Genomic DNA, 13,174 nt, shown 5'->3' with positions numbered 1-13,174 from the left:
TGCTATGTGCTGTTTTTTTTCTAAAATCGCCTCCTCTCGACTTCTTCGAGTTTTTTTAAGAAATCTATCTCCATCTGCTGATTTATCGCTTGAGCCTTCAGCATTCGGTTCTCTAGTCGCAGTTTATCAAGTTCCGTCATTTCTTCTTCTGGCTTCTTTTTTCCTCGTCGGTCAGCTAAGCCACTTAATCCCTTTTCCTTATAGCGATGTACCCAGGAATAAACCTGTTGATAAGAAACATCATATTTCTTAGCAGTCTCTGCATAATTATATTGATTCTGAGTGCAATCCTCTACGATTTTAGTTTTTTCTTCCAGTGTTGTTTTGCGGCCATTGCCATTAACCATGTGAAACACTCCTTCTAATCGAGAATCGGTAAGTTCTACATGATTATTATACTGCTTAACCCATTTAAGTACAGTAGTTGGTGCATAAATTCCGTATTTCAATGCCACCTCTTTATAAGATGTGCCGCCTGCTAAATATTCATTAACCACCTGCTTCTTAAAGTCTGCAGAATAATTCGGACTGTGATGAGTTCCTTCAAAAGCTTCTTCTCCAAACTTCTGATAATTATCATACCATCTCTGAACAGTCTTAAAACCTGAACCATACTTTTGGGCAAGCTTATATAATGATATTCCTCCTGAAACATACTCCTTTATTGCTTCAAGTTTTAATTCTTTACTGAATTTTTCCCTAGACATGAAAATGCTCCTCCTATGATAACAGTTTTATTATTTTAACTGTCTACCATAAGGGGAGCATATCAAAAGAAAAGCTTTTGATACTTATAGCATGGATTATATCATTGCATGAAAGTGCGAGGGATATCATATGTTGAAGAAAGAAGATATACTGTTTTGTGTATAGGGAATCCTTAACATGAAACATAAAGTGTATTGGAAAGAACATGGTTGTTTTGATGAGAAGACCAGCGGAAGGAATCTTGAAAAAGTTAATATTAATGATACCGTTATTTACAATTGCGGTGCTTATTGTATGCTTTGGGTTTATAGGAATATCACGGAGTGATAGGAGGATTCCGGAATTGGTTATGGGAGGAGCCTTTTATACGGCGGACAGGACAGCGGATTCCCTTACGATTACGGATGAGAGCGTTAAAGATACCGGGAGTGCAGATGCGGTGGATAGCTGGAGTACCGATATTGTGAGAAAAGCAGGGGAGGAAGCTAAGGAAGAGGTGGATACCGAGACGTATTTCAGGCCCTCAAAGCTGCCGGCGCTGAATAATCGCTATCATTATCAACAGATAGAACAATATTATTCAGAAAAACCATCGAAGGTTGAACTTCCGGCCTCCTTTTTTCAAAGCCCGGAGGATACTATTTTGAATTATTTCAGTATCCTGCGTGAGGCGGCATATCTGGAGAAAGGAAAAGCTGCGGGCTGCGGAACCCTTGGAGAGAGCCAGATACCCTATCCGATAGCTTATAACTTTCTTACCAAAGCTTATCAGGATAGATTATCTTACAAGAAGTATCTTAAGACCTTTAAAAACATCCTGCATACCAGCTTGTTGAAGTATCACAGTGTACCGGTTTATGACAGGAAAGACGACACACTGCGTTATTTTGTAGAGCTGGAAACCATAGAGGGAACGGAGAAAAGCCAAGGGGTCTTCGCGTATTATTATGGATTTATAGACCTTCAGAAAGAAGATGGCCTATATAAAATCTCCAATCTGGAATTTCATGGTGAGGATTATTTATGTGCACCTTATCACGGCTGGGCTTACGATGGAGAAATTTACGTAAAAGTAAAATATGGGGACTGGTGCGATATGATAGATAAGATGTACCCCATAAAACAGGAAGGCTACATAAAAAACATCTCCTTTCACGGCAAGGACGGAAAGGATTATCTTATAGTATTTTACCAGCTCACCAATGGTACAGACATTGAAATTGCCCAGTATCAAAGGGAAGGAGACGGTGAATGGAAGTTGATTAAGCTTAATCCGGAAGACTGTGTTAAGGATAAAAATAATAAAAAATAGGCAATGTGCTATGTTCTACTTCGTCTTTGAGCTGTTAAATAGTAAGTCGGCTATCCTTTTCTTAAGCCCTGTTGAGGAACAGAAGGGTTTGCCATTGTGCTGCTTCCTGCATTCCATGCAGTGTCCGTGGTATTTGCATTTTGTTTTAGGGCAGGGGCAATTGGGGTTGACTTTATCGTTCATATAATCTTCCTTTCATATGTATTATTGTTTCCTGGAAACTATAATATCATGATAAATAATAAGCGTCAATAGTTTCCTTGAAACAAAAATCTGGTATACTAAAAGCAAAGATCTTGGGGCAGGAGAGTAAACCATGAAAAACATTACAGACAATGATACGAAATTAGAAAATCTCATGAAAGAGATTGAACAGCTCCTTTATGACGCTGTAACCAGGCATCAGTCGGATATGGATGCGGAAAAGCAATGGATGCTTTTGAACTGTTCAAATACTTTATTATCAAAGACTGCAAAAGAGTTATCGATGATAACCCTTCATATCTTAGATGCAATCGGGCGGTTTCAGCCGGTTAACAGTATTACGATTACAAAGAAAACGGATATTCCCAAAGGCACTGTTTCAAAAAATATCAGAAAACTTCTTTCGTCAGAATTAATTGTAAAAGTTCCTTTGCCGGACAATAAAAAAGAAGCAGTGTTTTATCTTACTTCCTCCGGAAAGGAATTATATGAACTGCATAGGTCCCTGCACCAAAAATTTGATGGTGAATTCTATGAATTCTTAAAGCGGTATAATACTCAGGAACTGCAATTTCTGGTACGATTTCTAAAGGATTTTCAGGGCCTGACCTGGACTGGTGCACCCTCCGGCAATTAGTGGACGGTTTCTTTTCTGAATATACGGAAGCAGACTATAAAAAATCTAGATTCAAATTAATAATCTGAGACCAATTATTTCTTGCTTTAACCAATGGAATATGCTAATATAATCGCAATACGAAAAGGCTATGACAGGGAATAGTAACTGTTACTTTGCTTCCAGAGAGAAGATGGAGATGAATTCAGAAAACGAGTTCACAGGTGCGAATCTTTAAGGAAAGTACAGGGAAGGCACCTTTAAGCTGTGGCTTGAACAGGAATCCTAAGTAGAGACCAACGGAAACTTCCACCGTTATCATGGAAAGCAGCATAAAGTATATACTACTCGTGCTGTCAATAAGTGCAGGTTATCCTGAATTTAGGTGGTACCGCGGATAGATTACATTCGCCCTAAGCAATCAATGATTGCTTAGGGCTTTTTTTATCCAAAATTCAAGGGTTTGCAGCTTCCGGTTTCGTAAAATTTGAGTTGCTGATAGTGTGAATAGCAAATTTATAATTCACACATAAGATTAAACCTGTAAAATACTGGGCCAATCTTGAAACACATTTGAAAGGAGACACTATGAAGAATTTAACTATGGAAGATTTATCAGCTTTTTGTAATCAGTATGGATTTATTTTTAAAGGCAGCGAGATTTACGGAGGTCTCGCTAATACCTGGGACTATGGTCCTTACGGAACAAGACTTAAGAATAATATAAAGGATGCCTGGCGTTATTACTTTATTCAGAACAGAGATAACAGCTATGAATTGGATTCGGATATCCTCATGAACCCTACGGTATGGGAAGCAAGCGGTCATCTGGCAGGTTTTTCAGATCCGCTGCTGGATTGCAAGAGCTGCAAGACCAGACATAGGGCAGATAATCTTATCAATGAATTTACCACGGAAGTAAATGCCGATTCCATGACGCAGGAGGAAATGATTCATTATATAAGAGAAAAGCAGATTCCCTGTCCTAAATGCGGTAAGTCGGACTTTACGGACATCAGGCAATTTAATCTTATGTTTGCTACCAACAGAGGTGTTACAAAAGAAAGTGCCTCTACGATATATCTCAGACCTGAAAATGCTCAGGGAGAATATGTGAATTTTCTGAATGTACTGCGTTCCATGCGTACCAGACTGCCCTTTGGTATCGGACAGATCGGAAAGGCTTTCCGAAATGAAATTACACCTGGGAATTTTACCTTCCGGACCATCGAGTTTGAACAGATGGAGTATCAGACTTTTTGCAAAAAGGGAGAGGATGAAGGCTTATACGAGTATTTTAAAGACTATGGTATTGGCTTCTTTGAATTCTTAGGCATTCAGAGAGAACATTTAAGGCATCATGACCATGAAAAGCTTGCACACTATGCCAAGGCGGCTTGCGATATTGAATCTCTCTTTCCTTTTGGCTGGGGTGAAATAAACGGAACTCATAACCGGACGGATTTTGACCTTAAAAGGCATGAGGAGTACTCCGGAAAAGTTTTAGAGTACTTTGATGAAGAAACCAAGGAAAGATATATTCCGTTTATTATAGAATCCACCTATGGACTGGATAGAATTGTCCTTGCCTTATTGTTTGAAACATTGGAAGAGGAAGAGCTTGAGAAAGGGGATACAAGGCAGGTGTTAAAGCTGCCGGCTTTTCTGGCACCGATTAAGATTAATATACTTCCCCTCATAAAAAAACGTCATGGTGAGAAAGCCCTTGAATTATATAATTGTTTAAAAAGAAAATATATGGTTTCTTATGATGATGCCGGAACCATCGGGAAACGATACCGGAGAGGAGATGTAATCGGAACACCCTATGCGGTAACTATTGATGATGATACATTGGAAAATGGGACAGTAACAATAAGGCAGAGGGACACAATGGAACAGGTCAAACTGCCCGTTTTAGAACTGGAGCATTATTTTAGTGACAAATTTACTATTCATATGAGCTAGGACGGCAAAGCTAAACCGCCAGGTTATTACTATTCCTAGGTATATACACACCGAAATAAAATAATAGTTGTTTATTTGAAATATAATGATATAATAATATATAAATAGCATATAAATGATATATTTGGTGTATACTGTATGGTTTGTTTATATGCAACTTTTATGGAGGGCTGTTATGGTTATGGTAAAAGAGAGGATAGGAAGCCTGGTAAGGCACCTGTCAGCTTTACGTGAGAAGAATGTTGAGAAAATAAGCGGTGCCGAATATTTAGTTCTAAAAGAACAGATAAAAGATTTGGCAGAGCTAAGCAAGAAAGAATGGAGTGCGTTTCCGGGCTCCATGGATTTAGGCGGTAAGGATGAGTATTACTACTATAGGCTGCAGGTAAAATTACCTCAGAGCTATGAAGGACAAAGCGTTATTTTTGGACTCAATAACTTTGGAGGGGTAAGATGGGATACTGTAAATCCCCAATTCCGATTATATGTTAACGGACAGCTCCGTCAGGGTCTTGATGAGAATCATGAGACCGTTATTCTGGAAGAGTGTGCAAGAGCAGGTGAGGAATATAACATTATTCTGTGTGTATATACGGGTAAAATGCATTTCCATTCTATTCTGGATGCCAGAATTGCAGTAAGAGACAGAGAAATTGAGAAATATTATTACGATGTAAAAGTTCCTTATGACGTAGCCGGGCTAATGAAAGAAGACGAAAAGGAAAGCTATGAAATCTTACTGACCCTTAATGAATCCTTAAATCTATTGGATTTTCGGAAGGCTTATTCCCCAGAGTTTTATGAATCCCTGGCTGCGGCACAGGCTTTTCTTGAGAAAGAATTTTACGAAAAGAGATGTAACCGGGAAAAGGAAGAAGTCTGGTGTGTGGGGCATACCCATATTGATATAGCATGGCTATGGACTCTGGAGACAGCGAAGGATAAGGCGGTGCGCAGCTTCTCTACGGTGCTTCGCTTGATGGAGGAATATCCGGAATACCGCTTTATGTCCAGTCAGCCCCATTTGTACAAGGCGGTAAAGGAACGTGAGCCGGCTGTATATGAAGAAATAAAGAACCGGGTAGAGGAAGGCAGATGGGAAACAGAAGGCGGAATGTTTGTTGAAGCCGACTGTAACCTGACAGGAGGAGAATCTCTGGTCAGACAGTTTGTAAAAGGAAAAAGCTTCTTTCAAAAAGAGTTTCAGAAAGATAATGAAGTATTATGGCTGCCGGATGTATTCGGTTATTCTGCTGCACTGCCTCAGATTATGTTAAAATGCGGTGTACGCTTTTTTATGACCACAAAAATCAGCTGGAATGAATTCAACAAAATGCCATACGATACCTTTAATTGGATTGGTATTGACGGAAGCAAGGTTCTGACCCATTTTGTTCCGGCAAGTGATTATGATAAGAGCCTGGTATCAAAGAATTTCTTTACTACCTATAACGGAATGCTAGAACCTTCTCAGGTTAAAGGCTCCTGGCAGCGTTATCAGCAGAAATACCTGAATTCCGAGGTACTGATGGCTTATGGCTACGGAGACGGCGGCGGCGGACCGACCAGAGAAATGTTAGAGGCCGGACGGCGAATGGAAAAGGGAATACCGGGCTGTCCTGTAACAAAACAGGCTACCTCCAATGAATTCTTTCATAAGCTGGAGAAAGAGGTTGAGGGAAAGAAGTATCTTCCGGAATGGAACGGCGAGCTGTATCTGGAATATCATAGAGGAACTTATACCTCAATGGCAAGAAATAAGAAATATAACAGAAAGGCAGAATTTCTGCTGCACAATATCGAATTATTCGGTGCTATGGATAACAAGCTTAACAGAACTGCTTATCCAAAAGAGCAGCTGGATGATTTGTGGGAGATACTGCTTCGAAATCAGTTCCATGATATTTTACCGGGCTCAAGCATCGAAGAGGTTTATGAGGTTTCAAAGGCAGAATATGAGGATTTATTCTCAAGAGGCAGCATCCTTTTAAAAGGAGCCGTGGATTCTCTGACAGACAGTATTAAGGCTGAAAAAGGCGCTATTGTTGTATATAATCCCAATGGATTTTTGGGAACCGGATATGTACTTGCAGATACGCCAAATGCAGCTGACAAGGGATTGGTTACAGACGGGGAGAATTACCTCCCCTATGAAAAACTGGCAGACGGAAGAATCTTATTCAGAGCGATTAAAGTACCGGCGGCAGGGTATAAGACCTTTGCCTTGGCTGATGGCAGTACTACAGAAACGGACTTAAGAATCACAAATGACAGTATGGAGAACTCATTAATACGCATCACCTTTAATGAAAAAGGCCAGTTCCTTTCTGTTTATGATAAGGAAAATGACCGTGAGGTATTAAAACCCGGTGAATGCGGCAATGTCATTATGTCATATGAAGACCGCCCTCACAACTGGGATGCATGGGATGTAAATAATTATTATACGGAAAAAAGTTGGGAAATAGATAATGTCACAGAAATGAAAGTAGTGGAAAGAGGCAGCCTAAGAGCCTGCATGAAGGTGGAAAGAAAATATTTGGATTCAACCATCACACAGTACATCTATTTGTGCCATGACAGTAAGAGAATAGACATTAAGACAGAAATTGACTGGAAACAGGATCATGTTTTCCTGAAGGCTTTATTCCCGGTGGATATACACAGTAATGAAGCGGATTATGAAATACAATACGGCAATGTAACCCGTCCGACTCATCATAACACCTCCTGGGATGCCGCACGTTTCGAAGTATGCCATCATAAATGGCTGGATGTTCATGAAAATAATTATGGTGTGAGTCTCCTAAATGATTGCAAATATGGCTGCCATGTCCATGAAGGCGTTATAGGACTCTCTCTGTTAAAGTCCGCAACTAGTCCTAATCCGTCTGCGGATAAAGAAAAACACGAATTTACCTATTCATTGTACCCTCACAAAGGTGATTTTCGAACCGGCGGTACGGTTAAAGAGGCCTATGAATTAAATAATCCTCTGTTTGCGGATGTAAAATCCAAAACGGAAGGGAATAAGCCCTCTGTTTACAGCGCTGCTGAGATTGACAATGAAAATGTTATGCTTGAAGTTGTAAAAGCATCTGAGGAAATGGAAGAAAATGTGCAGATACTGCGCTTGTATGAATATTATAACCAGCGTAATGAAGTGAATATGACTCTGCCGGAAGAAGCGGAAAAAGTTGCGATTTGTTCTATGCTGGAAGAGGAAGAAAAAGTAATCGCAGTTAATACAAAACATATCTCCTTTTGCATTAAGCCTTATGAAATCGTAACCTTGAAAATTGTTTACAAACAGCTGTAATAAAGGATTGCACATAAGTATCTGCATGCAGAAAAACAGCACAGAAAGCTTCTAAAGGAAATGGATAGGTAAGGAAAATAATTGTAAGAAATGGCTTCCTGTGCTAAAATAAAGGATATACGCTAGGCTGGCTAACACGGTATTACATTCCTCAAAGCGTGTGATGAGAAAAGGGATTAAGAAAGGATTTCGAAACAAGAAATGAAACAGTCGCCACTTTATGAACAGATTTACATGGACATAGCCGGCGCAATTGCTGGAGGAAGGTATAAGCCGGGGGATAGGATCCCTTCTGAAAAGGAACTGGCTGAGCAATATGATGTCAGCAGGATAACAAGTAAAAAGGCCTTGGAGATGCTGGCAAAAGAAAGCAAAATTGTGCGGATGGCCGGAAAAGGTTCCTTTGTAAACGGACCTGAAGAATTAGAAACAGTGAATGAGAAACAGAATATGGCAGATGGAGCCTCCGGAAAATTACGTCTGATAGGGGTGATTTTAGAGGGCTTCGGGAATGGTTTTGGTACTGTGCTTTTAAACAGCATTGAACGGGAATGCCGCAGTAAGGGTCTCACCATGGTGTTACGCTGCAGTGATGGCTCCATTGATAATGAATCCCGGGCAATTGATGATTTTTTGAAGCTGGGAGTGGAAGGCATGATTATTATGTGCTCCCAGGATGAGAATTATAATCCTAAAATTTTGCAGATGGTGGTGGAGCATTTCCCGGTTGTTACAGTGGATCGTCAGATGAAAGGAATTCCGGTTCCTCATGTCGGTACGGATAATATAGCAGCAGCTAAGGACTTGACAAAATACCTTTTAGATAACAACTACCGCGGAATTTGCTTTGTGAAGCCGGATGCGGATGAAACCTCTACTCTGCAGGAACGGCAAAAGGGTTTTGTTTCGGCTATGAATGAATATGGTATTATCACGGATGCCAGTAACTGGATTACAGATTTAAGAGCTACATTGCCAAGTAAGCATTATGATGAAATGATTGAGGGAGATATGGAAAAGATATTCCGGCATTTGGAGAATCATCCAAATGTGGAAGCTTTTCTGGCAGCAGAATACGGAATTGCACTTATCCTGCATAAATGTCTTTTGGATAAAGGCTTGGATAAGAAATACCCAATAGTATGTTTTGACTGTAATGACAATATAATCGGTCAATATCCATTCACCCATGTGAAACAGGGAGAATCTAAAATTGGTCAGGTTGCAGTAGAGACATTATTGGATGTGATAAATGGCAATGGAAGTACCAAGACTATTATGGTGCCCTACCAAATTGTAGAACAGGAAACGATATAGGTGGAATAGTTTTTTGTTAAAATGAATATATGTGTCAGGCTCTTTCAGAAAGCCCTGTGTAAAAGGTGATGCTTTTCCTTTTATACAGGGCTTTTATTTGTTCTGATATATACCTGCCCATTAGTGAGAGCTCCTTTTGGTAAAGAGCCTTAACTTGTGTGTTTCAATGCAGAAGATGTTTTGTTAATTGTGTTAAATGTTATAAGCAGTAATTGGAAAATAAATGATATATAAATATAGTTAAATGATATATTACATTAAAATAACCATATATTGAGGCGGAGTATAGTCATAATTTAAAGCAGAAATCTGGGGTTTTATGTATTTTACATAAAATAATGTTAATTAACATTAAAAATAGAATAAAATATAAATATTATTTGTGCAATATGTATTGACATAATATTAAATAGTATATATAATATACCCATGCTAATTAAGAAATGACATAAAGCATTTTGAAAGGAGCCAGTTGATATTGGAGGAGGAAAAAAGAATGAAAAGAAAAGGGAAACCTTTTTGGAGGAAAGAGGGATTTCAGGCGTATATGTTTATGATACCGACCTTAATTGGGTTTCCTGTATTATGTGCATATCCAATGCTCTATTCCCTGTACGCAGCCTTTTGTGACTGGGACGGTATCAATTCACCCGTTTGGAAAGGGCTGAAGAATTTTAAATATCTGCTGACCGTAGATCCGGTGTTTTGGAAATCTGTCAGAGTGACTTTCTTATATGCCTTGATTAATGTACCGATTACATTAATACTGGGGCTTGCCCTTGCAGTACTGCTAAATAAGAAGATACCGGGCATTCGATTATTTCGTGTAATTTACTATTTGCCTACGATAGTGCCTGGAATTGCAGCTATCATATTATGGCAGTTTATTTTTAAGTCTGATGTCGGATTGTTGAATGGTCTGTTAGGACAGCTTGGCCTTGCACCGGTGGGCTGGCTTACCAGTGAAAAAGTTGTATTATTTTCCCTAAGTATTATTAAGTGGTGGGGAGTAGGCGGTATGATGATTATTTTCTTAAGCGGCCTGCAATCTGTACCGGCGGATGTCTTTGAAGCTGCCTCCTTGGATGGGGCGACGGGCTGGGCACAATTCAAATATGTTACCCTTCCTATGATTACACCGGTTATTTTCTTACAGCTGATTACAGGCTTGATTGGCTGCATGCAATCCTTTGCGGAAGCGCAGATTATGACTGGCGGCGGACCAAATTTCTCATCACAATTTATTAATTTTGATATTTATGTAAATGCATTTACGAATCAGAAGTATGGGCGTGCCTGTGCGGAATCATGGATACTCTTTTTAATTATTCTGGCATTTACAGCTTTAATATTTAAAAAGTCAGAGTCTTTTGTATATTATGAAAATGATTAGCGGAGGTAACCGGAAATGGGAAAGAAACAAAGGCAGAAAATGAATGTGACTGCCCGCTATGTATTGATACTGGTATTCTGCATACCTATGCTGTTTCCTTTGCTATGGATGCTTACTACCGCGCTAAAGGATAATGCGGCTGTATTTAAAGTGCCGCCCCAGTTTATACCTTCTAAGTTCCATTGGGAGAACTTTACGGATGGTTTGGCAAAGATTAAATTCGGAAGAGAATTTCTAAATTCCTTATTTATCTCAGTGATTGTCAGCATTGGTCAGATCTGCAGCTGTATGAGCGTAGGTTATGCCCTGGCCAGATTAAAGTTTAAGGGTAAGAAACTCTGGTTCTATCTGATTGTGGGATCAATGATGATTCCGGGAATGGTTACGGTAATGCCGGTATTCCGTTTATGGGCTTCCCTTGGTGCCTATGGAACCTGGTGGCCGATGATTATTCCGAGCTTTTTAGGAGCTCCTTTTCAGACCTTCCTGGCAAGACAGTTTATGACTACCATACCAAAATCTTATGATGATGCGGCAAGAATTGACGGTGCAAACAGACTTCAGATATTAACCCGTATTATAGCGCCTATGTCAAAACCGTTAATCACTGTAATTGCAATACAGTCCTTCCAGGGAGCCTGGAATGATTACCTTACTCCCCTCTTATATATCATCAGTAAACCGGAGAAGTGGACACTGGCACTTGGAGTTGGGCGTATGACCAGCAGTACATATGGAACACAGTGGAATCTATTTATGGCCGCAGATATCATGTATATGCTGCCGATACTCATTATTTTCTTTATTTGTCAGAATTACTTCATGGAAGGCCTTGGCTCTATGAATAATTCCGGCGTGAAGTAAAGTTTTTAGGGACGTAATTAGCATTTTTGCTAGTCAAAATAAAAGTATATTGGAGGTTTCATTATGAAAAAAGGAATGAAAAAAGCAATGGCTCTCGGTCTATGTGCAATTATGACCACAGCTATGCTGGCAGGCTGCAAAAGCAATGGGGCAAACAGCAGCAAGACTTCTGGCGATTCGTCAGAGCCCAAACAGGTAACATTAAAGGTAGTGGACTGGGAAAGCGATGAAATGAATGCTGCAATTCAGGATGCATTTGACAACGTATTTACCAAAGCACATCCGAATATTAAAGTAGAAATCGTAAAAGGTTCCTATTCCGATTACGGCCAGCAGCTGGCAGGAATGATTACTGCAGGCGAAGCTCCGGATGTATTCCAGGGCGGATATGATATGGCAGCTTCTTTTTACCAGAAAAAACTCCTCACAGACTGGACAGATAAAGTGGCAGCAGAGCCTGACTTTGTAAAATCTCTTTATGAAGGAACGATGAATGGATGGCAGCTTGACGGAAAGACTTATGGTTTCCCCAGCCTTGTAAATGTATATGGTGTTTTCTACAACAAGGATTTACTGGCAGCAGCAGGCGTTAGTGAACCTACTGCAGACTGGACTTGGGATGATCTGTGGGCTATGGCTGAAAAACTGAAAGACCCTGCAAAAGAGAAGTATGGTATTTATGGCTTGGATACCTCCGGTTTTGGAGTTGCCAACATCAGTACTTCTTACGGCGGAGCTCCTTTAATGGATAAGGTTATGGGAACAACGAAAGTAACAGTAGATGATAAATTTATTGAACAGGCTACAAAAATTCAGAGCTTGATAGCAGATGGTACTTTACCGAAAAGAACTTATGAGGTTACAAACCAGAACTCTATGTTTGAAGCAGGTGAAATGGCTTTAATGTACTACGGTCAGTGGGAAGTGGATTCTCTGTTAAAGAACTGTCCTGACCTGAAATGGGGCTATGCACCTACTCCTCAGGGACCTAACGGAAGAACAACTACTTATGATACAGTAGGTTGGATGTCTCCTAAAAATCTTGCTCATCCGGAAGAAACCTGGGAGCTGATCAAGTTTATGTCCAGTGATTTATACCAGACAGTATTAAAGGTTACTCCTGTAGCACCTTGTGCACATTCTGCATCTGCATCCGTATTCTATGATGTAATGAATGAAAAAGGACATCCGGAAGTAGCAGAAGCTGTTAAAACCATGATGGAAACAAAGACCAAAAACGGTGTGCGTTATGCAGCTGACTGGTCATCTGATGCCGGAAAGCTTTGGGATCCTGTATACAATAACATACTGGATGGCGAAAGCAAAGATCCGCTTACCAAGCTTCAGGATGTGGCTAATCAGATTAATGGGATTATTGCAGGTAATTAAGAAATAACCGGGTAAATAGAAGTCTTAAGACAATTCTTAAGAACAATAAGAGACACCCGGCAGCAAGTTAAACCGGCTGCCGGA

At 39.9% G+C, this 13,174-nt stretch carries 10 protein-coding genes and 1 other annotated feature; of the genes, 8 read left to right on the top strand and 2 right to left on the bottom strand.

The features are described 5' to 3' along the window. Nucleotides 1-20: 20 nt before the first annotated feature. On the bottom strand, nt 21-707 hold the full coding sequence (locus tag bsdcttw_RS21685; protein ID WP_185256365.1) for a helix-turn-helix domain-containing protein: 687 nt from the start codon (nt 705-707) through the stop codon (nt 21-23). Between the two features lie 242 nt (nt 708-949). On the opposite strand from bsdcttw_RS21685, the gene bsdcttw_RS21675 reads away from it, so the two are divergent. Then, nucleotides 950-2,020 (top strand): hypothetical protein, encoded by a 1,071-nt coding sequence (locus bsdcttw_RS21675; protein ID WP_207726450.1) that lies wholly within the window; start codon nt 950-952, stop codon nt 2,018-2,020. A gap of 15 nt (nt 2,021-2,035) precedes the next feature. On the opposite strand, the gene bsdcttw_RS21670 is transcribed toward bsdcttw_RS21675, so the two are convergent. Beyond that, entirely contained in the window at nt 2,036-2,203 is a 168-nt protein-coding gene (locus bsdcttw_RS21670) for a hypothetical protein (protein WP_185256867.1), read from the bottom strand. A gap of 133 nt (nt 2,204-2,336) precedes the next feature. Here bsdcttw_RS21670 and bsdcttw_RS21665 point away from each other — a divergent pair, with 133 nt between their 5' ends. From bsdcttw_RS21665 to bsdcttw_RS21635, 7 genes are all read left to right on the top strand, one after another. Further along, on the top strand, nt 2,337-2,861 hold the full coding sequence (locus bsdcttw_RS21665; RefSeq protein WP_185256866.1) for a MarR family transcriptional regulator: 525 nt from the start codon (nt 2,337-2,339) through the stop codon (nt 2,859-2,861). 121 nt (nt 2,862-2,982) lie between these two features. Further along, nucleotides 2,983-3,259, top strand: a binding site (T-box leader). A 169-nt stretch (nt 3,260-3,428) separates the two neighbouring features. Beyond that, entirely contained in the window at nt 3,429-4,808 is a 1,380-nt protein-coding gene (locus tag bsdcttw_RS21660; protein WP_185256865.1) for a glycine--tRNA ligase, read from the top strand. A gap of 175 nt (nt 4,809-4,983) precedes the next feature. Beyond that, a complete protein-coding gene (locus bsdcttw_RS21655) occupies nt 4,984-8,127 on the top strand; it encodes an alpha-mannosidase (RefSeq protein ID WP_185256864.1) in 3,144 nt (1,047 codons plus the stop codon). A 201-nt stretch (nt 8,128-8,328) separates the two neighbouring features. Further along, entirely contained in the window at nt 8,329-9,444 is a 1,116-nt protein-coding gene (locus tag bsdcttw_RS21650; RefSeq protein WP_185256863.1) for a GntR family transcriptional regulator, read from the top strand. 496 nt (nt 9,445-9,940) lie between these two features. Beyond that, complete coding sequence (locus tag bsdcttw_RS21645; protein ID WP_185256862.1) at nt 9,941-10,837, top strand: carbohydrate ABC transporter permease; 897 nt, start codon at nt 9,941-9,943, stop codon at nt 10,835-10,837. 15 nt (nt 10,838-10,852) lie between these two features. Next, nucleotides 10,853-11,701 carry a carbohydrate ABC transporter permease gene (locus bsdcttw_RS21640; protein ID WP_185256861.1) on the top strand — a complete coding sequence of 283 codons (849 nt, stop codon included), beginning with the start codon at nt 10,853-10,855 and terminating at the stop codon, nt 11,699-11,701. Nucleotides 11,702-11,764: 63 nt separating this feature from the next. Continuing rightward, nucleotides 11,765-13,090 carry an ABC transporter substrate-binding protein gene (locus bsdcttw_RS21635; RefSeq protein ID WP_185256860.1) on the top strand — a complete coding sequence of 442 codons (1,326 nt, stop codon included), beginning with the start codon at nt 11,765-11,767 and terminating at the stop codon, nt 13,088-13,090. Nucleotides 13,091-13,174 lie beyond the last annotated feature (84 nt).

It is taken from the genome of Anaerocolumna chitinilytica, assembly GCF_014218355.1.
Classification (GTDB): Bacteria; Bacillota; Clostridia; order Lachnospirales; family Lachnospiraceae; genus Anaerocolumna; species Anaerocolumna chitinilytica.
This window is presented reverse-complemented; position numbering and strand designations above follow the sequence as displayed.